This is a genomic window from Sphingomonas sp. CFBP9019 (assembly GCF_034045155.1).
GTDB lineage: Bacteria > Pseudomonadota > Alphaproteobacteria > Sphingomonadales > Sphingomonadaceae > Sphingomonas > Sphingomonas aerolata.
The window spans coordinates 280,822-303,963 of the sequence record NZ_JAXCWK010000003.1 but is presented as its reverse complement, the minus strand read 5'-3'; the positions used below and the strand labels follow the sequence as shown (position 1 = coordinate 303,963).

Sequence of the window (23,142 nt, the reverse complement as noted above, 5' to 3'; positions counted from 1 at the left end):
TTGGGGGACCGTCCCGGCATTCGCCTATGACTTTACGAATCGGGATTACAGGCCATGTCCAAGCGCCGCGCCTACGGAACACTGCTCCTCCTCACCTCGACGCTGGTCGCGCCCGCCGCGCTCGCGCAGACCGCGCCCGCGCCGGCCGCACCGCCCCGGCCCGCCGCGACGCCGCAGGCCGAGGCGGACCAGACCAATGCCGCGACGCCGGGCACGACGGCCCAAGAGCAGACCACACAGCAGGCCACACCGCAGGCCGCACCCGAAGCCGGCGTCGAGGTCTCCAGCCCCGGCTATGACGCCGCAGCGGGCGAGGACATCGTCGTCGTCGGGCGCAACATCCCGAACACCGTGCGCGCGACCGCACAGATCGTCTCGGTGCTGTCGAGCGCGGACATCGCGCGGACGGGCGAGGGCGACATCGCCGGCGCACTGACGCGCGTCACCGGCCTCAGCGTCGTCGGCGGCGGCTTCGTCTATGTCCGCGGCCTCGGCGATCGCTATTCGTCGTCGCTGCTCAACGGTTCGCCCTTGCCGAGCCCCGAGCCGCTCCGCCGGTCGGTTCCGCTCGACATCTTCCCGACCGCGATCGTTGGCTCGGCGCTGGTCCAGAAGACCTATTCGGTGAACTATCCCGGCGAATTCGGCGGCGGCGTGATCAACCTCACGACCAAGGCGATCCCGGAGAAGAACTTCCTGAGCATCGGCGGGTCGATCTCTGCCGACACCGTGACGACCAGCGAGCTCGGCTATACCTATTATGGCGGCGATGCGGACTGGATCGGCTTCGACGACGGCGCGCGCAAGGTGCCCGCCTTCATCAAGAACGCGCCCGGCGGCACCGGGATCATCCCGACCGACCAGGTCGCGCAGCTGACCAACGCGAACACGACGCTGCTCCAGCGCAACAATCAGCTGCCGGCTAACTGGTCGGGCGAGCTGAGCGGCGGATCGGTGTTCGACTTCGGCTCGGACCGGCTGGGCATCATCGCGTCGCTGAGCGCGAGCAACACCTTCCGCACGCGCTCGTCGACTCAGCAGGATTCGGTGTCGACCGACGGCACGCTGCGCAATGATTTCCAGACGCTGCTGACCGACAACCGGATCGTCACCAACGCGCTGATCGGGCTGGGGTACGAATTCGGCCCGAACACGATCCGCTCGACCACCGTCTATATCCACGACACGCTGAAGCAGGCGCGCGGATCGTCGGCGACCGTCTACAACAATTCGAGCGGGCTGCGTTTCCAGCAGAACACCAACTGGTTCGAACGCCAGCTGTTCGAGAGCCAGCTGGTCGGCGAATTCAAGCTGACCGACGCGCTGAAATTCGACGCGCGCGGCGCCTATGCCAATTCGAAGCGCAACGCGCCGTACGAGCGGCAGTTCGACTATCTGTGCTCGGCAACCACCACGACCGGCCTGCCGATCAGCGTCGAGGCGCCCAACGGCTCGGACGGCGCGCAGTGCAACGGCGCCTATCAGGTGACCCAGCGCTTCACGCCGTTCGCCTCGATCATCTTCAGCGAGCTGAACGAGGATCTGTACACCGGGCAGGGCGACCTGTCGTACAAGCTCGACACCGAGCGGCCGATGACGCTGTCGACCGGCTATTTCTATTCGGACACGAAGCGCAATTCGACGCGCCTCCAGTTCAACTATCAGACCGCCGCGGGCGGCGGCACCGCGCCGGGCTATCCCTACAACCTGCTGCGTCCCGACTATCTGCTCGGGATCGATTCGCTCAACGCGAACCAGATCCAGCTGCAGTTCAGCACGCCGCTCGGCGCCTATGCCTATGACGCGTCGCTGCGCATCCATGCGGGCTATGTCCAGGCCGAGGCCGAGGCGACCGACGGCGTCCGTGCGACGATCGGCGTCCGCTACGAGACCGCCGAGGAGCAGGTGACGCCGATCGGCACGACGACGACGCGGCTGAAGAACGATTATTTCCTGCCCGCCGCGACGCTCACCTATAATTTCGCGAACAACATGCAGCTGCGTGCGAGCGCGTCGAAGACGATCTCGCGCCCGCAGTTCCGCGAGCTCGCACCGCAGCAGTTCCGCGATCCCGAATCGGATCGGCTGTTCTTCGGCAACCCGCTGCTGAAGGACTCGGAGCTCTACAATCTCGAGGGCCGCTACGAGTGGTTCTTCGCGCGCGACCAGCGCTTCACGCTCGGCGGCTTCTACAAGGAGATCAAGAACCCGGTCGAGCAGGTCGGCTTCTACACCGGCGCGGACGACCGGCTGCAGACCGGCTTCACCAACCTGCCCGAGGCGACGCTCTATGGCGCGGAGGTCGAGCTCCAGAAATATTTCGACCTCGACTTCCTCAATTCGGACTTTTTCGCGACGCGCCGCGCGCTGTTCATCGCCAACTACACCTATTCGAAATCGTCGATCACCGCGGACAATAGCTGCGTCCCGAACGTGCTCAACCAGACGCTCGGCGGGTGCCAGGCGGGCTTCGGTCCGGCCTCGCTCCAGTTCCGCGACGGCGCGTCACTGACCGGCCAGTCGGATCATCTGGTCAACGTCCAGGTCGGGCTCGAGGATACGGCGTCGCTCTCGGCGATCACGCTGTTGTTCAACTATGCGAGCAACCGCGTGACCAACCGCGGCCCCTCGAACCTCAGCGGCGTCGGCTTCCAGCCCGACATCATCGAAAAGCCCGGCATCCGCCTCGACCTGGTCGCACGGCAGGGCTTCGAGCTCGTCGGCGGCAAATGGGAACTGAAGGCCGAAGCGCGCAACCTGACCGGCACGCGGTTTCAGGAAGGCCAGACCTTCGACAATGGCGCGCAGGTGTTCATCAACCGCTACAATCTTGGCCGGGTCTTCACGCTGGGGCTGAGCACGACGTTCTGAGGTCGGGCGGCGGCGGGGCTGGGCCGGGGGGCCTGCCACCGGCCCGTCATCCCAGCGAAGGCTGGGATCCAGAGTTCCAAAGGACGGCGCTGCTCGGCTCTGGATCCTGGGTCGAGCCCAGGATGACGGGTGGGTGGGGTGAGCGGTTCATCTGCCACCCCTCCGTCATCCCGGCGAACGCCGGGACCCAGGGTCACGGGCGGACCGCTGCGTGGCTCTGAATCCCGGGTACCGGGGTAGGGGCGGCTACCCCCAGGGGCGCTCGCGGTACCATTTCGTGATGACGTATTTGACGCCGCTGCGGACCTTCATGCCGTGGTGGAGCGTCGCGGGGTTGGGCGAGCCGTCGGGCCGGCGGTTGTTCCAGGCGAGCAGCTTGCCGGTCTCGGGCTGGACGATCTTGTCGATCGCCTTGAACCGCGTCGCGCCGCCTGCCTCGGGCTGGTTGAGATAGACCATCACGGTCCAGGTGCGATTGCCCGCGACGCTGCAATAGCGGTCATAGTCGACACCGGTCGGCTCGAAATAATCGGTATGGCCCTTGAACTCCTGCCCCACCGCATAACGCTGCCCCTGGAGCGGTTCGCCATAAAGGCCGTCGAGCCCGGTCAGCGCGGCGATCCGCGCCTCGACGTCGGTGACCACCGGATCGGCGGGGTCGAGGTCGCCCGTCTCGCTCGTCCGGTAGCTCGCATCGCCGTTCGAATCGGAAATCGTCGACGGGCGGCGGACGGCGTCGATCCGCTCGAGCAGTGCGGCGCACAGCGCGGGCGGCAGGAAGCTGCGGTTGAGGAACAGCGTCAGCTTGGGGCTCGGCACGCGCTGGACCCCGGGGGCTGCGGTCAGCCGTGCGACGACCGGCTCGGCGGGCAGGCCGCTGCCGAGCGAGACCGGAGAGGGGGCGGGCGGCGTGTCGGCGGAGCGGATGACCATGATGCTGTTTTGCCGGGCAATCCGCGCTTGCGCCAGCGCGGCATAAATCTATCGCCAGATTGACGCGTAACTGTAACATGGCATGCCTAGCGCCATTGGGGGCGCCAATGGCGGCGGCACCGCGTCGGGAGGGGGTTCGCTCATGCGATTGACGATCGACGCACGGGCGCGCCGTATCCTGCGGCGGCTGCCCGTGATCACGGTATATTCCGCCGCCGAGCTCGCGCTGATGGCGGGGCTGGCGGTGCAATGCGCGCGGCTGATCTGGGTCGCGGTGGCGCCGGTGACGCCGCTCGGCGCGTGGCGCCCGGCAGCGATCGCGCCGGCGGGGGCGAATGGCGACATCCTGCGCAGCTTCGATCCGTTCTTCCGGCTGGGTGCGCCCGCCGGTGCCGGACCCGCGACGGTCACCGCGCTGCAGCTGACGCTGTTCGGGACGCGGATCGACGATGCGACCGGCCGGAGCTCGGCGATCATCGCGGGCGCGGACAATGTCCAGACCAGCATCGTCGTCGGCGAGGAGATCCAGCCCGGCGTCCGGCTGAAGGCGGTCGCGTTCGACCATGTCACGATCGATCGCGGCGGCGTCGACGAGGACCTGTTCCTCGACCAGTCCGACGCGGTCGCGCCGGTGTCGCCGACCGGCGCAGCGCCGGGTGCGGCGCCACCGCCGGGCAACGCGGGCATCGCGATCGGCCAGTTGCGCAGCGAGATCGGTTTCATCCCGCGTATCGACGGCGGCCGCGTCAGCGGGCTGACGGTCCGGTCGCAGGGTTCGGGCAACGCCTTCCGCCAGGCGGGGCTGCGCGACGGCGACATCGTCACCTCGATCGGCGGGCGTCCCGTCACCGGGCCGGGCGATCTCGACCGCATCGCCGCCGACTTCGCGCAGGGCGGCAACGTGCCCATCACCGTCGAACGCGGCAAGGACACGTTGCCGCTCGCCATCACGATCGCACCTCCGCAATGATCTCCGGCATGACTCTCGCTTCCCTTCCCCTTTCCAAGACCAAGGCTGCAATGAAGAATCTGGTTTTCGCCTCGGTCCTTGCTCCGGTGCTGGCGCTGACGCTGGCGGCGGAAGCGCGCGCGCAGACGACGCTCAACGTCCGCGACGCCGATATCCGCGCGTTCATCGCCGATGCCGCCAAGGTCACGGGGCGCACCTTCATCATCGACAACCGGGTGTCGGGCAAGGTGACCGTCGTCACCGACCGGCCGCTCAGCCGGTCCGAATATTTCGAGGTGTTCCTGTCCACGCTGCGCGCCAACGGGCTGGTCGCGGTGCCGACCTCGAACGGGGCGTTCCGCGTGCAGCCGCTCGACAATGCGGCGTCGCAGCCGAGCCGGATCGGCGTCGCGGGCGCGGCGCGCAACAGCTATGTCACCGAGATCATCCGGCTGCGCGCGACCGACGCGGCGAGCGCGGTCGACACCGTCCGGCCGCTGGTCAGCGCGCAGGGGTCGGTCACCGCGAACCGCGGCGGCAACAGTCTGGTGGTGGTCGATTTCGCCGACAATATTCGCCGCATCCGCGAGGTCATCCGCCGGGTCGACACCGACACCTCGTCGACGCGCGTCGTCGCGCTCAAGAATGCGAGCGCGCGCGACATCGCGACCGCGCTGCAGGGCCTGATCGGCACCGGCGGGGCCCCGGGCGGCGCGCAGGGCGGCGGCGCGGGATCGGGACCGACCGCATCGGTGGTCGCGGTCGAGGGATCGAACGCGGTCGCGCTGCGCGGCGATCCGACCACGGTCGCGCGACTGGCGCAGGTCGCCGCCGACCTCGACCAGAAGGCGCGCAACGGCACCGAGATCAAGGTCGTGTTCCTCGAAAACGCCGACGCCGAGCAATTGCTGCCGGTGCTGCAGGAACTGGTCGGCCAGACCCCGACCCAGCCGAGCAGCCAGCCGCTGTCGCGCTCCAATTTCGGCGCGAACAGCAGCGGCGGCAGCAACGGCGGCGGATCGGGCTTTGGCGGCACCCAGCAGGCGCAGGTGAGCCAGCCGGTCCAGTCGAGCGGCGGATCGTCGGGATCGGGCTCTGGCCAGCCCGCGATCACCGCCGCGGGGGGCCGCACCGCCGCGGTCGTCACGCGCTTCATCGGCGCCAACGCGATCGTCATCGCCGCGCCCGCCGAGATCCAGCGTCAGCTCGCCGAGGTGGTCCGCCAGCTCGACACGCGCCGCGAACAGGTGCTCGTCGAGGCGATCGTCGCCGAGGTCTCGGACACCACCGCACGGACGTTGGGTGCGCAGTTCATCGTCGGCGATCCCAGCGGCGGCGCGTTCGGTGCGTCGACCTTCTCCAATTCCGCGCCCAACATCCTGCAGATCGCGGGTGCGATCGGCGCGACACAGCTCAACACCTCGACCACGACGACGACGAACACCGACGGCAGCACGACGGTGACGAAGAACACCAGCAGCGCCGCCGACACGCTTCAGCAATCTGCGATCAGTTCGATCCTTGCCGCGACCGGCGGGTTTGGCGGCTTTGGCGGCAAGATCGGCAGCACCTTCTTTGGCGCGATCATTAACGCGGTGAAGAGCGACACGACGTCGAACCTGCTCCAGGTCCCGCACCTCGTCACGCTCGACAACCAGGAAGCGCACAGCTTGGTCGGGCAGGAGATCCCGATCACTACGGGGCAGGCGCTGTCGAACAATTTCGACAACGCGTTCCGCACCACGCAGCGCCAGAATGTCGGCATCGAGCTGACCGTGCGACCGCAGGTGAATTCGAGCGGGACGGTGAAGCTCAACCTGCGGCTCGAGGTCAGTTCGATCGCCGGGCCGGTGTCGAGCGACAATAGCGACCTGATCCTCAACAAGCGCGAGGTCGAGACGGTGCGGACCGTCGACGACGGGCAGATCGCGGTGATCAGCGGCCTGCTCGACGACAACGAACGCCGCACGATCGAGAAGATCCCGCTGCTCGGCGACCTGCCCGTGCTCGGGCATCTGTTCACGTCGAAGGCGAAGCAGCGGTCGAAGACCAATCTGATGATCTTCATCCGGCCGACGATCCTGCGCACCGCGGGCGACAGCCGGCGGATCACCGAACAGCGTTATGGCTATCTGCGGTTGCAGCAGGGGCTCGCCGAGCCCGAGCGCGAGCCGTCGATCGATCAGCTGGTGCGCGATTACATGGGCGCGGCGCCGCCGATCCCGTCGGGACCGATCCCCGGCAGCATCGAGGATCCGCGGATCGCGGTGCCGGTGCGCAGCACGAGCACGGTCTTCCGGCCGGTGAAGAAATGATCATCCGCGAGGGGCATGAACTGGGCGCCCTCAGCCCCTCCCCTTCAGGGGAGGGGTTGGGGTGGGGCGATGCCACAAGCGCCGCCATTGCCGGGACAGGCCCCACCCCCAACCCCTCCCCTGAAGGGGAGGGGCTTGAGGTCGCACTCCCCCAGATCACCATCCCCTACGCCTTCGCACGCAAGTTCGGAGTCGTCGTCGACCACACCGACCCCGATTCACCGCTCACGATCGCGATGCGCGCGGGCGCGGACCCGAAGGTGCTGCTCGAACTGCGCCGCTATCTCGGCCGCCCGTTCGCGATCGGCACGGTCGAGGCGCCCGCGTTCGACCGGCTGCTGTCCAACGTCTATGCGATGGACGGCCAGGCCAATGCGCTCGCCGCGGTCGGGATGGGCGACGAGCTGGATCTGCTCGCAGGCGACATGCCGACTGCGGAGGATCTGCTCGACACCGCCGACGACGCGCCCGCGATCCGGCTGATCAACGGGATCATCGCCGACGCCGCACGCAACGGCGTATCCGACATCCATATCGAGCCGTACGAGACCGGGCTCGTCGTCCGGATGCGCATCGACGGCGTGCTGCGCGAGACTTTGCGCATGCCGCCCAACGTCGCGCCGGTGGTCGTCAGCCGGATCAAGGTGATGGCGCGCCTCGACATCGCCGAGCGCCGCGTGCCGCAGGACGGCCGCATGGGGCTGACGCTGGGCGGTAAGCTGCTCGACGTCCGCGTCTCGACGCTGCCGAGCCGGGCGGGCGAACGCGTGGTGCTGCGTATCCTCGACAAGGAAAATGCGGGCATCGACCTCGAGGCGCTGGGCCTCCCGCCCGCCTTGTTCGCGCTGCTGAACGAGGCGCTGAGCGAGCCGAACGGGATCATCCTCGTCACCGGACCGACCGGCTCGGGCAAGACGACCTCGCTCTACGCCGCGCTGCGCCTGCTCAACGACGGCAGCCGCAACATCCTGACGGTCGAGGATCCGGTCGAATATGCGGTCGACGGCGTCGGCCAGACCCAGGTCAATCCGAAGGTCGGGCTGACCTTCGCCGCCGGGCTGCGCGCAATCCTGCGCCAGGATCCCGACGTGGTGATGGTCGGCGAAATCCGCGACCGCGAAACCGCCGAGATTGCGGTGCAGGCGTCGCTGACCGGGCATCTGGTGCTGTCGACCGTCCACACCAACGACGCGATCGGCGCGATCACGCGAATGCGCGACATGAAGGTCGAGAGCTTCCTGCTCGCCTCGACGCTCCGCGCGGTGATCGCGCAGCGGCTGGTGCGGCGGCTGTGTCCGACCTGTCGCAAGGCGGTACCCGCATCGGACACGGTCGCACCGCTGCTCGGCATCGCGCCGGACCAGGTAGTGTACGTCGCGCAAGGCTGCGACGACTGCAACCAGACCGGCTACAAGGGCCGGATTGGCGTCTTCGAGGCGGTCCGCATCGACGATACGATCCGTCGGCTGATCAACACCGACGGCGCCGAATCCGACATCACCGCGCATGCCTTCGCCAAGTCGCCGAACCTGGCGCAGTCGGCGCGCGAGCTGGTGCTGTCGGGACAGACCACGGCGGAGGAAGCGGTCCGCGTCTCGCGCCGCGACACGACCGAAGTCGTCGAGGTGGCGGCGGCATGACGCCCCTCTGGCCTTCCGTTCGTTTCGAGCGCAGTCGAGAAACGCCTGTCCGCGCGCGCGGCAACGGTTTCTCGACTTCGCTCGAAACGAACGGAAGCGTTAAGCAACCGGGCAACCCGCATGGCTGATTTCGACTATGTCGCGATCGACACCAAGGGCGCCGAGCGCCGCGGCCATATCGCCGCGGCGGACATCGACCTCGCGCGCGCAACGCTCGACGCGCGCAAATTCTACGTCGTCAAGATCAGCCCGGGCGCGCCGCCCCAGGCGACCAAGGGGCGGCCGCTGTTCGGGCTGCAGCTCGGCAAGCCCAAGATGTCGGGCAAGAATCTGACGCTGTTCACGCGCCAGCTCGCCACGCTCAACCGCGTGTCGCCGCTTGAGGAATCGCTGCGCACGATCACCCGCCAGACCGAGCAGGACAGCGTCCGCGCGATCGTCCAGCACGTTCATGCGGGCGTCGTCGAGGGCCGGCGGCTGGCGGATGCGATGGCGCGCGAGCCCAAGAGTTTTCCGCCGCTCTACCGCGCGATGGTCGCGGCCGGCGAGAGTTCGGGGTCGCTGCCGACGATCCTCGACCGGCTCGCGGCTTTGCTCGAACGCCAGGCGGAGATCCGCGGCAAGCTGATCACCGCGCTCGCCTATCCCTCGATCCTCGCGCTTGTCGCGATGGGGGTGGTCACCGCGCTGATGATGTTCGTCGTGCCGCAGGTGGTCGAACAGTTCGACACGGTCGGGCAGGAGCTGCCGCTGCTGACGCGGATGGTGATGGCGTTTTCGGCGTTCCTCGTCGGATACTGGTGGGTGATCGCGCTGGTCCTGCTGCTGTCGGGGCTGATCCTGTGGCGCGCGCTGAAGGATCCGGGCTTCCGGCTCGCCTTCGACAGCTGGCTGCTCAGGATCCCGATGCTCGGGCGACTGCTGCGCGATCTGCATGCGGCGCGGATGGCGCGGACGCTGGGGACGATGGTCGCGAGCCGCTTGCCGCTGCTCGACGGGCTCAACCTGACCGCGAGCACGATCCACAACCGTCGGCTGCGGCTCGCGTCGGACCAGATCGTCGACGCGATCCGCGGCGGCGGCAGCCTGTCCGCGGCGATGCGGCGCGCGGGCGTGTTCCCGCCGCTGCTGACCTATCTCGCCGCGTCGGGCGAGGCGGCGGGGCGGCTCGACGAGATGCTCGAACGCGCCGCCGACTATCTCGAACGCGAATTCGACCGCTTCACCGCCACCGCTCTGTCGCTGCTCGAACCGCTGATCATCGTCGTGATGGGCGGCATCGTCGCGACGATCGTGCTATCCATCCTGCTCCCGATCCTCCAGCTCAATACGCTGGCAGGCCAATGAGGTTTTGTATGCGTCCGGAAGAGAAGAAGAAGCGCCGCGAGGCCGGTTTCACGCTCGTCGAGCTGATGGTGGTCATCGTCATCATCGGCCTGCTCGCAACGATCGTCGCGCTCAACGTGCTGCCCTCGGGCGATACCGCGCGGATCCAGAAGGCAAAGGCCGACATCGCGCAGATCGAGGGCGGGCTGGAGCTCTACAAGCTGCAGAACATGACCTTCCCCAACACGTCGCAGGGGCTGAACGCGCTGGTCACCGCACCCGCCGGGCTGACCGATCCGTCGCGCTACCAGCGCGGTGGCTATCTCAAGAAGCTGCCGAACGATCCCTGGGGTCGCCCGTATCTCTATGCCTCGCCCGGCACGCATGGCGAGGCCGACGTCTGGACCTTCGGCGCCGATGGCAAGGAAGGCGGCGAGGGGATCGATGCCGATATTGGCAGCTGGCAGTAGGTCCCGGCTTAACGCCGAACACGGCTTCACGCTGGTCGAGCTGATGGTCGTGGTGACGATCATAGGGCTCGCATCGGCGGTGGCGGTCTTTGTGATGCCCGATCCGCGCGGACGCGTGTTCGACGAGGCGACGCGGTTCGCGGCGCGGACGCGTGCGGCGCATGATTCGGCGATCGTCGAGGCACGCCCGGTCAGTGTCTGGATTACCGGCGGCGGCTATGGCTTCGACCAGCGGCTCGCGGGCGGCTGGACGCCGATCAGCGAGAAACCGATGCGCGTCGAACGGTGGAACGACGGCACGCGCGCGGTGATCGGCGACATGAGCGGCCGCGTCCGCGTGACCTTCGACCCGACCGGGCTGGTCGACCGGCCCGCCGTCGTGACGCTCAGCCGCGGCGGGGCGAACGCGACCGTGACGATCGACGCCGATGGCACCGTGCGCGCCGATGCGCGCTGAATTGCCCCGCGCATCGATGCCTGCTGAAACCGATCGCGGGTTCACGCTCATCGAGATCATGGTCGCGCTCGCGGTGTTCAGCCTGGCGGCGATGGCGCTCGTCCGGCTGGAGAGCGCGACGATCCGCGGCGCGTCGATCCTCGACGACACGCTGGTCGCGCAGATGGTCGCGCGCAACGTCGCGATCGACGCAGTGACGCAGGCGCAGCCGCCGACCGCCGGAACCGTCACCGGCGCCGAGACCAATGGCGGGCGCCGCTGGGCCTGGACGCGGTCGGTGCGCGCGATGGGCGGCTCGTCCGTCTTGCGGATCGACGTGGCGGTCGCGGATCGCGGCGGCGCCGTGCTCGGTCGCCTCACGATGATCCGCCCCGCTCCGCGCCAGAGCGCGACGACGGTGACGACGTCATGACCGGGCGGTGCACGGTGCGCTCCGCCGAACACGGCTTCACCCCCGTGAGGCGTTCCGCCGAACACGGCTTCACCCCCGTGAGGCGCTCCGCCGAACACGGCTTCACACTGGTCGAGGTGATGGTGTCGCTGCTGATCTTCGGGATGATCGCGGCGGCGGGGGTGGCGATCCTGTCGTTCAGCGTGAAGGCGCAGAGTGCGACGGGGACGAAGCTCGACGATCTCGGCGCGCTGACGCGGACGATGTCGATCCTGTCCGCCGATCTCGGCCAGGCGGCGCTGCGGGGCACGCGCGACGAATCCGGTGCGCCCTTGGCTGCCTTCGTCGGCGAGAGCGGGTCGGACGTCGCACCGATGCTCCGCCTCGTCCGCGGTGGCTGGACCAATATCGACGGCGCAGCCCGATCGAGCACGCAGAAGGTCGCGTACCGCGTCGCGGACGGCGCGCTGCAGCGGATCGCCTATCCGATGGTCGACGGCGCGCCGCCGCTGCCGCCCGCCGTGCTGCTGCCCAATGTCCGCCAGGTCCGGCTGCGCTACCGACTGGGCGGCGCGTGGAGCGACCGCTGGGACGGCGTGCAGGGCGTGCCCTTGCCCGAGGCGATGGAGCTGAGCGTCCAGCGCACCGACGGCCTGGTCTATCGCCAGCTGTTCCTCGTTGGATCGGGCTATGCGCCGCCCGCGCGGGAGGTCCAGAATGAAGCCCCCTGAACACGAACGCGGCGCCGCGCTGCTGACCGTCCTCATGCTCGTCGCGATCGTCGCGGTGATGGCGGGGGCGGCGCTCGAGAAGCTGCGGCTGTCGACGCGGCTCGCGGGCAATGCCGCGGCGGGGGAGCAGGCGCGCGCCTATGCGCTAGCCGCCGAGACGCTCGCGCTGACGCGGATCGACGCGATGCTGGGCCCCAATGTGAAACGCGTGACGTTGCAGGGCGACTGGAGCGGCAAGCCGTTCGGGATGCCGCTGCCCGGCGGCGGCTTTGCGACCGCGCGCGTGCGGGACGGAGGAAACTGCTTCAATCTCAACAGCCTGGTGAGCGGGCGCGCCGGCGCCTATGTCACCGACCCGCTGATGCGGCCGCAATTCGTCCGGTTGATGCGGCTGCTCGACATCCCCGCGCAGGTCGGTGAACAGATCGCCGCGGGCGCCGCCGACTGGATCGACAGCGATCAGGACCAGCAGGCGATGGGCGCGGAGGACGGCGCCTATCTGAACCGCGAGACGCCCTATCGCACCGCGGGCACGCTGATGACCGACCCGAGCGAACTCCGCGCGGTGGTCGGCATGACGCCGCAAATCTATGCGACGATCAGGCCGTGGATCTGTACATTGCCGGTCGCGCAGGCCGCGCCGATCAACGTCAACACGCTGCTCCCCGAACAGGCGCCGATCCTGGCGATGCTGTTTCCCGACACGATGTCGATCGCGGGCGCGCGCCAGATGATCCTGCAACGCCCGCCGCAAGGGGTCGCGACCACTGACGTGTTCTTCAAGAGCGCGGCGTTGCAGGGCAATGCCAATGCGGATGGCGAACGGGGGACGGCAGTGGTGTCGAAATGGTTCACGCTCGATATCGACGTGACGGTGGGGACGACGGTTTTGCAGGAACAGGCACTGATGGACGCGACGACGCTTCCCGCGCGGCTCGTATCGCGGCAATGGGGCGAGCCATCATGACCACGCTCCTGTTCCTTCCCTCCGGCGTGACCGGCTTTCGCTGGATGCGGATCGCCGACCAGCGCATCGTCGCGCAGGGCGAGGGGATCCCGACCGCCGATGAGCGAAGTGACCTCGGCGCGGACACGGGCGTCATCGCGGTGGCGCCGGCGGAGGCGGTGACCTTGCACTGGGCCGAACTACCGTCGCGCAGCGCCGCGCAGGCGACCGCCGCCGCCCGGCTGCTCGCGGCAGAGGCGAGCGCGGCGCCGCTCGGTGAACTCCATGTCGCGGTCGGGGACGAGGGGCAGGGCGACCGGCCGATCGGCGTGGTCGGGATCGAGGCGATGCAGGGCTGGTTGCGGATGCTCGCGGCGGCCGGCGTCGACCCGGTGGCGATGCTCCCCGCACCGATGCTGCTGCCGCGCCCCGACGAGGGCTATGTCCGCGCCGAGCTTGCCGGCGACACGGTCGTGCGCGGAACGTCGACCGGATTTGCCGACGAACCGGGGCTGACCGCGCTGGTCACGGGTGACACCCCGCCGGTGGCCGTCGAGCCCGCCGCGCTCGAGGCGGCGCTGGCGGCGGCGGTCGCGACATGGCCGCTCGACCTGCGGCAGGGGATGTTCGCGCGGCGGCGGCGATTCTCGCTCGACTGGGCGCTGATCCGGCGGCTGGCGGTGCTGTCGGGGCTGATCCTCGCGGTGACGCTGGCGATCACGCTGGTCCGGATCGCGAAATACAGCTTCGGCGCGGACATGATCGAGGCGCAGACCGAACAGGTCGCCCGCTCGGGCCTGCCACGCGGCGAGACGGTGAACGATGCCGGGCGCCAACTTGGCGAACGGCTGTCGCGCGTGCGCGGGCCGGGGCTGGGCTTCAGCACGACCACCGCCACGATCTTCGCCGTGGTCCAGGCGACGCCGGGCAGCGAGATCACCGCGCTCGACTTCCAGCCGAACGGGACCGTCCGACTGGGCGTCGCCGTCGAGCGCGAGGCGCTGGCGACCGATCTCAGGAGTGCGCTCGAGCGTGCCGGCTTTGCGGTTCAGGCGGGCGTCTTCCAGGCGGCGGCGGGGCGCGTGTCGGGCGAATTCACGATCACGGCGGGCCGTGCAGGCGGGAGCGAGGGCGCATGACCGGGTTGCGGCACTGGTTCGAGGGGCGATCGCTGCGCGAGAAGCGGCTGTTGCTGGTGATGGCGGCGCTCGCGGTGCTGACGCTGCTCTGGGGCGCGGTGATCCGGCCGGTCGGCGACGGTCTGTCGAGCGCGCGCGAACGCCATGCCAACGCCGTGACCCGGCTCGGCGAGACGCAGGCGATGGTCGCGCTGCTCCGCGACGCGCAGCGATCGCGTCCCACGCCGCTGACCGGATCGCTCGATGCGATCGTGCGGACCCAGGCGGACCTGGCGGGATTCGCGATCACCAGCCTCGACCAGGAGGGCGCGGACCGGGTGCGGATCGTGATGCCGTCGGCGCGGCCGGGCGCGCTGACCGCGTGGCTCGCGCGGCTCGAGCGCGCGGGCATCCTGGTCGACGCACTGACCATGACCGACAAGGGTGACCGCACGGTGAGCGTGACGATGACGTTGAAGGCGCGCGCCGCATGAGCGACAGCGCACGCTTCGTGGGCGTCGGCGCACGCCGCGTCACGCGGATCCGGTTGCGGACCGGCCCGACCGCCATGTTCGGCGGCATGCTGCTGCTCGCGCTAATCGTATTCCTGCCGATGCGCGCTGCGCTTGGCTGGGTCGGGATCGAGGATGCGGGCCTCGTCGCGCGCCGCGTGACGGGCACGATCTGGGGCGCGACGCTGACCGATGCGCGGTTCGGCGAACTGTCGCTCGGCGACCTCCATGCCCGGCTCGCGCCCTTGCCGCTGCTCGCGGGGCGCGCGCGGATCGTGCTGGCCGGGCCCGAGACCGATCCGCGGCCGCTGCGCGGGGCGGCGAGCGTTAGCCGTCACGGGTTCGGCGTCGATGATCTGACCGCGACGATCCCGACCGGCGCGGTGTTCGCGCCGGTGCCGGTCACCACGCTCGATCTCGACGGCGTGACCGTGCGGTTCGCCGACGGCCAGTGCGAGCGTGCCGAGGGGCGGGTGCGTGCGACGCTGGGCGGCGAGGTGGCGGGGATCACGCTGCCGCAGTCGGTCAGCGGTACGCCCAAATGCGAGGGCGACGCGCTCATCGTGCCGCTCGCCAGCCAGGCGGGGACCGAGGGGATCACGCTGCGGATCGACGGCACGGGCCGCTACCGCGCGGTGCTGACGCTGCAACCGACCGACCCGATCGTCCAGCAGCGGCTCGAATCGATCGGCTTCGTGCGCGGGGCGGGCGGCTATAGCCAGGCGATCGAAGGCAGTTTTTGACGACATTCGACGCCGCGCATGATCGCGGCGCTTGACGGACCCGAACAGCCCGCTTAGGGGCACGGGCCTTCGCGGCGATCGTAGTTCAATTGGTTAGAGCGTCGGCTTGTGATGCCGGATGTTGCGGGTTCAAGTCCCGTCGGTCGCCCCATTATTTTCCCAACTGCTTGGCCTTGCGCCGCTTTGTGCTGGTAAAACCGGCCGGAAAATAATATTTCAGGTTTAAGCAATTTTCTTCTTCCTGATGGAGCCGGCGATGACAGCGGTTTGGGACCTTCCCGATTTCGACGACCATGAGGGCGTTCACGTCTTCACCGATCCGGTTTCGGGTCTCCGCGCCGTCATCGCGCTGCATTCGACCAAGCTCGGGCCCGCGGCCGGCGGCACGCGCTTCTGGCATTATGCGGACAATGGCCGCGCGGTGACCGACGCGCTGCGCCTGTCGCGCGGCATGAGCTTCAAGAACGCGATGGCCGGGCTCGAGCTCGGCGGCGGCAAGGGCGTCGTCCTCGCGGCCAAGCCCGGCGACGTGATCACCACCGAACAGCTCGAGGCGTTCGGCCGCGCGGTCGAATCGCTCGGCGGCCGCTATGTGACCGCCGAAGACGTCGGCATGTCCGAAGAGCGCATGAAGGTGATCGCGACCCAGACGCGCTACGTCTCGGGCCTGCCGGTCGCGAGCGGTGCGGCGGGCGGCGATCCGGGGCCGTACACGGCGCTCGGCATCTATCTGGGCGTCAAGGCGGCGGCGCAGCGCGGGCTCGGCGCAACCGACATGAAGGGCGTGCGAGTCGCGATCCAGGGCGTCGGCTCGGTCGGCGGCGGGCTCGCCCGGCTGCTCGCCAGGGACGGCGCGGTGCTGACGCTCGCAGACGTCGACGAGGGCCGCGCGCAGGCGCTGGCGGGCGAGCTCGGCGCAACAGCAGTCCCCGCCGAGGCGATCCTGACGACCGACACCGACATCTTCAGCCCGAACGCGCTGGGCGCGATCCTGACCGAAATGTCGATCGCCGCGCTCAAGGCCAAGGTCGTCGCGGGCGGCGCGAACAACCAACTCAGCGTCCGCGAGGACGGTGCGCGACTGCACGCACGCGGCATCCTCTATGCGCCGGATTACGTGATCAACGCGGGCGGCATCATCAATGTCGGCCTCGAATATCTCGGCCAGGGCGACGAAGCCGAAGTGAAGGCGCGGATCGCACGCATCCCCGAGCGGCTGATCCAGGTCTGGGACGAGAGCGACCGCAGCGGCGAACCGTCGTCCGACGTCGCCGATTCGATCGCAAAGCGCCTGATCGGCCGTTAAGTCCGTCTCCCTTTCGCGGGGACGGTGACACGGCGGGCCGCTCCCTCTCCCCACGTGGGGAGAGGGGCTTTAAGTCCGTCACGACTTGCCATAGTGGTAACACCCAGTGGCCACCCTGCACGCCCTTGCCAATCCCGCGCGCTTCCTGAAGATCGCCAGGCCGCTGACGCCTGCGCTGTTCTGGGCGGGCGTCGCGCTGATCGCGCTGGGCTGCTGGGCGGGACTGACGCAGACCCCGCCCGATTATCTGCAGGGCGAGACGGTGCGGATCCTCTACATCCATGTCCCCGCCGCCTGGCTCGGCATGGGCGGTTGGAGCGGGATCGCGATCTCCAGCATCATGCTGCTCGTCTGGCGTCACCCGCTGGCCGGTATCGCCGCGCGCGCGATCGCGCTGCCCGGCGCGGTGTTCGCGGCTTTGTGCCTGATGACCGGCTCGATCTGGGGGCGGCCGACCTGGGGGACGTGGTGGCAATGGGACGGGCGGCTGACCTCGATGCTGCTGCTGTTCTTCGTCTATCTCGGCTATATGGCGCTGGCGAAGGCGGATGCGGACCGCGGCGGCGACGGGCGCGTGCCCGCGCTCTACGGCGTGGCCGGATCGGTGCTGCTGCCGATCATCCGCTATTCGGTGATCTGGTGGAACACGCTGCACCAGGGGCCGAGCATCGGGCTGACCAAGTCGACGATCGACGGCGCGATCCTCTGGCCGCTGCCGATCATGCTCGCGGGCTTCACCTTCGTCTTCGCCGGTATCGTGCTGATGCGGATGCGGACCCTGCTCGCCACCGCCAAGGCCGAGGCGCGGATGCGTCGGATGGCCAGAGCGTGAAGGTGCGCGCATGACCGCCTGGCCGTTCGTGATTGCCGCCTATGCCGTGACGCTGGGCGGCGGCGCCGTCGTCGCACTGCTCAGCTATCTGGCAATGCGGAAGGCGGAGCGATGAAGGCCAAGCATCAGCGGCTCACTCTCGCCCTGTTAGCACTCGGCGCGGTCGTCGTCGCGGGGCTGCTCGCTCTGTCCGCGCTGAAGGATCAGGCGTCGTTCTTCTACGCGCCCTCCGACGTGAAGCGTGACGGGCTGCCGCTCGGCCGCGCGGTCCGGCTTGGCGGGATGGTCGCGGACGGCTCGGTCAAGCGCGCCGCGGACGGCGTCACCGTCCACTTCACCGTCACCGACGGCGCCGCGACCACGCCCGTCGTCTTCGCCGGAATCGTCCCGAACCTGTTCCGCGAGAAATCGGGGGTCGTCGCCGAGGGGCAGTTCCAGCCCGACGGCCGCTTTGTCGCGTCCAACCTGCTCGCCAAGCACGACGAGAAATACATGCCGCCTGAAATGGCGGGCAAGATGCACGAGACCAAGACGCTCGCACCGGACCGCGGCTCATGATCGCCGAAGCCGGACTCGCGGCGCTCTGGCTCGCCGGCGCGCTGGCGGCGCTGCAACTCGCGATGGCGGTGATCGGGATCGCGCGCGGCCGCGACGACGTTGCCGCGGCGGTGCGGCCGGTGGCGATCGTCCAGGGCGTGCTTGCCGCGCTGGCGATGGCGCTGCTGATCAATCTGTTCCTCAAGTCCGACATGTCGGTGAAGCTGGTCGTCGAGAACAGTCATTCGGCCAAGCCGTGGCTCTACAAGTTCGCCGGCGCCTGGGGCAATCACGAGGGGTCGATGCTCCTCTGGGTGACGATCCTGGGGCTGGCAGGCGGCGCGGTCGCGATCTTCGAACGTACGCTTCCCGAACGCACCCTGGTCGCGACGCTCGGCGCGCAGGCGACGATCGCGCTCGGTTTCTACGCGTTCCTGCTCTTCTCCTCCAATCCGTTCGCACGGCTGACCCCGGCGGCACCCGACGGGCTGGGGCTCAACCCGCTGCTCCAGGACCCCGGCTTGGCGTTCCACCCGCCGACGCTCTACACCGGCTATGTCGGGCTTTCGGTCGCCTTCTCGTTCGCGGTCGGTGCGCTGGTCACGCGCGACGTCGGGCCGGGCTTCGCCAAAGCGATGCGGCCCTGGGTGCTGATCGCATGGATCTTCCTGACGCTCGGCATCACCGCGGGCAGCTACTGGGCCTATTACGAGCTCGGCTGGGGCGGCTGGTGGTTCTGGGATCCGGTCGAGAACGCGTCGCTGATGCCATGGCTCGCGGCGACCGCGCTGCTCCATTCGGTGACGGTGCTGGCGACGCGCGACGGCCTGCGCGCCTGGACGATCATGCTTGCGGTGGTCGCCTTCTCGATGTCGATGATCGGCACGTTCCTGGTACGCTCGGGCATCCTGACCAGCGTCCACGCCTTTGCGGTCGACCCGGAGCGCGGCGCGTTCATCCTCGCGCTGCTCGCCATCTATATCGGTGGTGCGCTCGCGCTGTTCGCGGCGCGGATCGGCACCGTGCGCGCAGGTACGACCTTCGATCCGGTCAGCCGCGAGGGCGGGTTGGTCGCGAACAATCTGCTGCTGTCGGTGATCCTCGGCATCGTCCTGATCGGCACGCTCTACCCGATCGTCGCGGCGAGCTTCGGCGTGCAACTGTCGGTGGGGCCACCCTTCTTCAACAAGGCGGCGGGGCCGATCGCGCTGGCGCTGGTCGCGGTGATGGCAGTCGGGCCGCTGCTGCGCTGGCGTCGTGACGAGGCGAGGGCGGTCGTCGGCCGGGTCGCGCTGCCGATCGCGGCCACCGTAGTGGCGGCGGTCGCGCTGCTGTTCGTCTGGCCGGGCGTGCTGCCCTGGGCAGGGCTTAGCCTCGCCGCAGGCCTCGCGGTGGCGAGCGTTGCGCCCCTGTGGAAACGCAATCTCCGGCGCACGCCGATGTTCACCTATGGCATGGTCCTCGCGCATCTCGGCATCGCAGTCAGCCTGGCCGGCATGGCGTCAGACAGCGCGTTCACCAAGGAAACGCTGGTCGCGGTGCGCGCGGGCGAAGCGGCGCGCGTGGGGCCCTATAGCGTCACACTCGACGGGATCTCGCCGGTGATCGGCGAGAACTGGTCCGCGCTCGAGGCGCAGCTGACCGCGACGCGCGGCGATGACAGCACGCGGCTCCACCCGCAGCTCCGTTTCTTCGCCAATCCGCCGACCAGCACCAATGAATCGGCGATCCTGACCGCGCTCGACGGCCAGCTCTATACCGTGCTCGGCCAGCCCGACGGGCAGGGGCGGTGGCAGCTGCGGCTGTGGTGGAAGCCGTTCGTGACGCTGATCTGGTTCGGTGGCGTGCTGATCGCGCTGGGCGGCGCGCTGTCGCTGGTCGGGCGGCTGCGTCGCGAGCGGCGCAGCGCAGTCCGGGCGGCCTGGGCATGAAGCGCTTCGCGCTCTGGGCGCCGCTGGCGATCTTCGCCTTGCTGTTCGCGGTGGTGGCGAGCGGGCTGTTCCGGCCGGCGGACAAGGTCGTCCGCTCGGCGATGGTCGGCAAGCCGCTGCCCGATTTCGCGCTGCCCGCGATGGTGCCGGGCAAGCCGGGCCTGACCAGCGCCTCGTTCAAGGGTGGTCAGCCGCGGCTGCTCAACGTGTTCGCCAGCTGGTGCGTACCCTGCATCGCCGAGGCCCCGCACCTGATGCGGCTGAAGACGATGGGCATCCCGATCGACGCGATCGCGATCCGCGACACGACGCCCGCGATCGCCGGCTTCCTGCGCCGCAACGGCGATCCCTATGCGCGGATCGGCAGCGACACCGCGAGCCGGGTCCAGCTCGCGCTCGGCTCGTCGGGTGTGCCCGAAACCTTCGTGGTCGACGGCCGCGGGATCGTCGTCAAGCAGATCATCGGCGACATCCGCGAGGACAATATCGGCGAGATCGTTCAGGCCGTCAGGGAAGCCCGATGAGCGGGCGGTCAAGCCTCGCGCTAGCGGCAGTCGCGACGGTCGCCGCGCTGCTGTTCTCCGCTGCACCCGCCGCCGCGCAGCCCGTGACGCCGCCTGCGCATTACGCCAATGTCCAGCTCGCCGACCCCGCCAAGGAAGCCTCCGCCAAGGCGCTGATGGAGACGCTGCGCTGCCTCGTCTGCCAGGGCCAGTCGATCGCTGACAGCGATGCCGACATGGCCGCCGACATGCGCGCGCTGGTCCGCGAACGGATCGCGCGCGGCGAGACGCCCGCCTCGGTCCGTGACTGGCTGGTGTCGCGCTATGGCGATTATGTCACCTATGACCCGCCGCTGTCGGGGCTGACCTGGCCGCTATGGCTGGCGCCGATCGCGCTGCTGGCGATCGGCGCGTGGATCGCGCGGTCGAGTTTCCGCCGGAGGACGCGCTGATGGGCTGGCTCTGGCTCGGGATCATCGCGGTCGGGGCGTTCGCGCTGCTGGCGGTGCTGAGAGTCGACCGGCTGCTCTGGTCGATGGTCGCCGCCGCGCTGATGCTCGGTGCGGCGGGCTATGCGCTGCAGGGCGAGCCCGGGCTCGCCGGGCATCCGGTCGTGACGGGCACGACGATCACGCCTGACGACGGGTCGATGATCGAGCTGCGCGACAAGATGCTCGAACGTTATACCGGTGCCGCCGCCTATCTGGTTGCGGCAGATGCGATGACGCGGATCGGCGAGCGTCGCGCGGCGGTGAAGGTCCTGCTCGGTGGGATCCGCGTCGCGCCGAAAAGTCTCGTCCTGTGGACCGGGCTCGCCAATGCGCTGGCCGCGCATGACGGCGATCAGGTCTCGCCCCCGGCGCTGTTCGCGTTCCAGCAGGCGATGCGGATCGCACCGCGCCACCCGGCGCCGCCCTTCTTCCTTGGCCTCGCCTATGTCCGGTCGGGCAATTTCGCGGCGGGTCGACCCTATTGGGCCCGCGCGCTCGCGCTGACCCCGAAAAGCGTGTCCTATCACGACGAGATCGCGGTGCGCCTCGCGCTGCTCGATCAGGTGATGGCCGCACAGGACGCCGCACCGGCGAGCTAGGCACCGACGCAAAACGGGACCCGGATCGTCCGGCGCGATGCCGGGGATCCTGGGTCCCGTTCCGTGCCGCAAAAGGGCTTACTGGCCGCGGCCGGTCTTGCCCTGGAGCTCGTCGATCTTGAGCGAGGCATCCGCCTTCGACAGCGATTCGTCGAATTCCTCATGCGCCTCTTCGGACAGCGTCTTCAGATAGCTGGCCTGTGCGCCGGTCATCTTCTCGTCGCCGGTCGTCCAGTCATGCGGATCCTTCTCGGCGTTCGAAAAGGGCTCGGACTTGGGGTTCGGGGTGTCGGACATGCGTGAAATTCCTTCCGCCTGTCCAACCCCCGTGTTCCGCATCCGTTCCCGCTTAATTCGACCAAGCTTCGTAAGGTAAACCCAGATCATCCGCGACCGCCTTGTACGCGATCTTGCCCTTGTAGACGTTGAGCCCGTTGGCGAGGTGCGGGTCGGCCTTCATCGCGGCCTCCGCACCCAGATTGGCGAGCTTCAGCGCAAACGGCAGCGTCGCGTTGTTGAGCGCGAAGGCCGAGGTGCGCGCGACCGCGCCGGGCATGTTGGCGACGCAGTAATGGATCACGCCGTCGACCTCGAACACCGGATCCTCGTGCGTGGTCGCATGGCTCGTCTCGAAACAGCCACCCTGGTCGATCGCGATGTCGACCAGCACCGAACCGCGCTTCATCGTCTTGAGCATCTCGCGCGTGACCAGCTTGGGGGCCGCCGCGCCGGGGACGAGCACCGCGCCGATGACGAGATGCGCGTTCTTCACCGCCGCCGCGATCGCCGCCTTCGACGCATAGGCGGTCTTGATCTGGCTCGAGAAGAACATGTCGAGCTCGGCAAGGCGATCGTTCGAAATGTCGTAGATCGTCACGTCGGCGCGCATCCCGACCGCCATCTGCGCGGCGTTGACGCCCGACACGCCGCCGCCGAGGATCGCGACCTTGGCCGGTGCCACGCCGGGCACGCCGCCGAGCAGGACGCCGCGGCCGCCCTGTTCCTTTTCGAGATAGTGCGCGCCGACCTGCACCGACATGCGGCCCGCGACCTCGGACATCGGCTTCAGCAGCGGCAGGCCGCGGCGATGGTCGGTGACGGTCTCGTAAGCGATGCAGGTCGCGCCCGACTTCATCAGGCCTTCGGCCTGCGGCTTGTCCGCGGCGAGGTGGAGATAGGTGAAGAGCAGGTGGCGCGGTTCGAGCATCGCGATCTCGACCGGCTGCGGCTCCTTGACCTTCACGATCATGTCGGCGGCGGCGAACACCGCGGCGGCGGTCGGCAGGATCGTCGCGCCCGCGTCGACATAGTCCTGGTCCTCGAAGTCGATGCCCGCGCCTGCCTGAGTCTCGACGACGACTTCATGGCCCGCGGCGACCAGTTCGGCGACCGACGGCGGGGTCAGGCCGACGCGATATTCGTGATTCTTGATTTCCTTGGGAACACCGACGCGCATCATTTCCACTCCATTATCTTTGACCGCAGTGTAGCGCGCATCGACCGGGAAGGGTTCGCAAAGCCGTCCCGCTGCCCTATCGGAT

The 23,142-nt window shown here is 68.9% G+C and carries 23 protein-coding genes and 1 tRNA gene; 21 read left to right on the top strand and 3 right to left on the bottom strand.

Annotated features, from left to right (window positions below):
• Nucleotides 1–54: 54 nt before the first annotated feature.
• On the top strand, nucleotides 55–2,871 hold the full coding sequence (locus SOM18_RS09400) for a TonB-dependent receptor domain-containing protein (RefSeq protein WP_056680319.1): 2,817 nt from the start codon (nucleotides 55–57) through the stop codon (nucleotides 2,869–2,871).
• Nucleotides 2,872–3,117: 246 nt separating this feature from the next.
• Here SOM18_RS09400 and SOM18_RS09395 read toward each other — a convergent pair whose 3' ends face one another.
• Nucleotides 3,118–3,804: a prolyl hydroxylase family protein gene (locus tag SOM18_RS09395; protein ID WP_042466491.1), complete on the bottom strand. Its 687-nt coding sequence runs from the start codon at nucleotides 3,802–3,804 to the stop codon at nucleotides 3,118–3,120.
• Nucleotides 3,805–3,946: 142 nt separating this feature from the next.
• Here SOM18_RS09395 and SOM18_RS09390 point away from each other — a divergent pair, with 142 nt between their 5' ends.
• From SOM18_RS09390 to SOM18_RS09295, 20 genes are all read left to right on the top strand, one after another.
• Nucleotides 3,947–4,774 carry a type II secretion system protein N gene (locus SOM18_RS09390; RefSeq protein WP_166747623.1) on the top strand — a complete coding sequence of 276 codons (828 nt, stop codon included), beginning with the start codon at nucleotides 3,947–3,949 and terminating at the stop codon, nucleotides 4,772–4,774.
• Between the two features lie 50 nt (nucleotides 4,775–4,824).
• Nucleotides 4,825–7,068, top strand: coding sequence for a type II secretion system secretin GspD (gene gspD / locus SOM18_RS09385; protein WP_031440019.1), 2,244 nt, complete (start codon nucleotides 4,825–4,827; stop codon nucleotides 7,066–7,068).
• On the top strand, nucleotides 7,065–8,708 hold the full coding sequence (locus tag SOM18_RS09380; protein WP_320481588.1) for a GspE/PulE family protein: 1,644 nt from the start codon (nucleotides 7,065–7,067) through the stop codon (nucleotides 8,706–8,708). Before gspD ends, SOM18_RS09380 begins: the two co-directional genes overlap by 4 nt.
• A gap of 120 nt (nucleotides 8,709–8,828) precedes the next feature.
• Nucleotides 8,829–10,055, top strand: a complete 1,227-nt coding sequence (gene gspF, locus SOM18_RS09375) for a type II secretion system inner membrane protein GspF (RefSeq protein WP_037532279.1) — start codon at nucleotides 8,829–8,831, stop codon at nucleotides 10,053–10,055.
• Between the two features lie 8 nt (nucleotides 10,056–10,063).
• Nucleotides 10,064–10,504, top strand: a complete 441-nt coding sequence (gspG, locus tag SOM18_RS09370) for a type II secretion system major pseudopilin GspG (protein WP_031395041.1) — start codon at nucleotides 10,064–10,066, stop codon at nucleotides 10,502–10,504.
• Nucleotides 10,479–10,961 carry a GspH/FimT family pseudopilin gene (locus SOM18_RS09365; protein ID WP_081874201.1) on the top strand — a complete coding sequence of 161 codons (483 nt, stop codon included), beginning with the start codon at nucleotides 10,479–10,481 and terminating at the stop codon, nucleotides 10,959–10,961. Before gspG ends, SOM18_RS09365 begins: the two co-directional genes overlap by 26 nt.
• A 16-nt stretch (nucleotides 10,962–10,977) precedes the next feature.
• Nucleotides 10,978–11,373, top strand: coding sequence for a type II secretion system minor pseudopilin GspI (gene gspI / locus SOM18_RS09360; protein WP_031440015.1), 396 nt, complete (start codon nucleotides 10,978–10,980; stop codon nucleotides 11,371–11,373).
• A 14-nt stretch (nucleotides 11,374–11,387) separates the two neighbouring features.
• Nucleotides 11,388–12,083, top strand: a complete 696-nt coding sequence (gspJ, locus tag SOM18_RS09355; protein ID WP_320481587.1) for a type II secretion system minor pseudopilin GspJ — start codon at nucleotides 11,388–11,390, stop codon at nucleotides 12,081–12,083.
• Entirely contained in the window at nucleotides 12,070–13,050 is a 981-nt protein-coding gene (gene gspK / locus SOM18_RS09350; protein ID WP_320481586.1) for a type II secretion system minor pseudopilin GspK, read from the top strand. The genes gspJ and gspK overlap by 14 nt, the downstream gene beginning before the upstream one ends.
• Nucleotides 13,047–14,168: a type II secretion system protein GspL gene (gene gspL / locus SOM18_RS09345; protein WP_320481585.1), complete on the top strand. Its 1,122-nt coding sequence runs from the start codon at nucleotides 13,047–13,049 to the stop codon at nucleotides 14,166–14,168. The genes gspK and gspL overlap by 4 nt, the downstream gene beginning before the upstream one ends.
• Entirely contained in the window at nucleotides 14,165–14,641 is a 477-nt protein-coding gene (gene gspM, locus SOM18_RS09340) for a type II secretion system protein GspM (protein WP_037532937.1), read from the top strand. Before gspL ends, gspM begins: the two co-directional genes overlap by 4 nt.
• A complete protein-coding gene (gene gspN, locus SOM18_RS09335; RefSeq protein ID WP_320481584.1) occupies nucleotides 14,638–15,402 on the top strand; it encodes a type II secretion system protein N in 765 nt (254 codons plus the stop codon). The genes gspM and gspN overlap by 4 nt, the downstream gene beginning before the upstream one ends.
• Before the next feature lie 74 nt (nucleotides 15,403–15,476).
• Nucleotides 15,477–15,553 (top strand) — tRNA-His (locus tag SOM18_RS09330).
• A gap of 105 nt (nucleotides 15,554–15,658) precedes the next feature.
• Nucleotides 15,659–16,708 carry a Leu/Phe/Val dehydrogenase gene (locus tag SOM18_RS09325; protein ID WP_056405669.1) on the top strand — a complete coding sequence of 350 codons (1,050 nt, stop codon included), beginning with the start codon at nucleotides 15,659–15,661 and terminating at the stop codon, nucleotides 16,706–16,708.
• A gap of 106 nt (nucleotides 16,709–16,814) precedes the next feature.
• Complete coding sequence (ccmC, locus tag SOM18_RS09320; RefSeq protein WP_031440724.1) at nucleotides 16,815–17,540, top strand: heme ABC transporter permease CcmC; 726 nt, start codon at nucleotides 16,815–16,817, stop codon at nucleotides 17,538–17,540.
• 111 nt (nucleotides 17,541–17,651) lie between these two features.
• Nucleotides 17,652–18,098: a cytochrome c maturation protein CcmE gene (ccmE, locus tag SOM18_RS09315; RefSeq protein ID WP_031395338.1), complete on the top strand. Its 447-nt coding sequence runs from the start codon at nucleotides 17,652–17,654 to the stop codon at nucleotides 18,096–18,098.
• The gene (locus SOM18_RS09310) at nucleotides 18,095–20,008 is read left to right on the top strand and encodes a heme lyase CcmF/NrfE family subunit (protein ID WP_320481583.1); all 1,914 of its coding nucleotides are present in this window, start codon (nucleotides 18,095–18,097) and stop codon (nucleotides 20,006–20,008) included. Before ccmE ends, SOM18_RS09310 begins: the two co-directional genes overlap by 4 nt.
• On the top strand, nucleotides 20,005–20,532 hold the full coding sequence (locus SOM18_RS09305) for a redoxin family protein (protein ID WP_031440727.1): 528 nt from the start codon (nucleotides 20,005–20,007) through the stop codon (nucleotides 20,530–20,532). Before SOM18_RS09310 ends, SOM18_RS09305 begins: the two co-directional genes overlap by 4 nt.
• The gene (locus SOM18_RS09300) at nucleotides 20,529–20,963 is read left to right on the top strand and encodes a cytochrome c-type biogenesis protein (RefSeq protein ID WP_192070006.1); all 435 of its coding nucleotides are present in this window, start codon (nucleotides 20,529–20,531) and stop codon (nucleotides 20,961–20,963) included. Before SOM18_RS09305 ends, SOM18_RS09300 begins: the two co-directional genes overlap by 4 nt.
• Nucleotides 20,963–21,601: a tetratricopeptide repeat protein gene (locus tag SOM18_RS09295; RefSeq protein WP_031440729.1), complete on the top strand. Its 639-nt coding sequence runs from the start codon at nucleotides 20,963–20,965 to the stop codon at nucleotides 21,599–21,601. The genes SOM18_RS09300 and SOM18_RS09295 overlap by 1 nt, the downstream gene beginning before the upstream one ends.
• Before the next feature lie 78 nt (nucleotides 21,602–21,679).
• Here SOM18_RS09295 and SOM18_RS09290 read toward each other — a convergent pair whose 3' ends face one another.
• On the bottom strand, nucleotides 21,680–21,898 hold the full coding sequence (locus SOM18_RS09290; protein ID WP_031440730.1) for a DUF3072 domain-containing protein: 219 nt from the start codon (nucleotides 21,896–21,898) through the stop codon (nucleotides 21,680–21,682).
• Between the two features lie 52 nt (nucleotides 21,899–21,950).
• A complete protein-coding gene (gene ald / locus SOM18_RS09285; protein ID WP_031440731.1) occupies nucleotides 21,951–23,057 on the bottom strand; it encodes an alanine dehydrogenase in 1,107 nt (368 codons plus the stop codon).
• Nucleotides 23,058–23,142 lie beyond the last annotated feature (85 nt).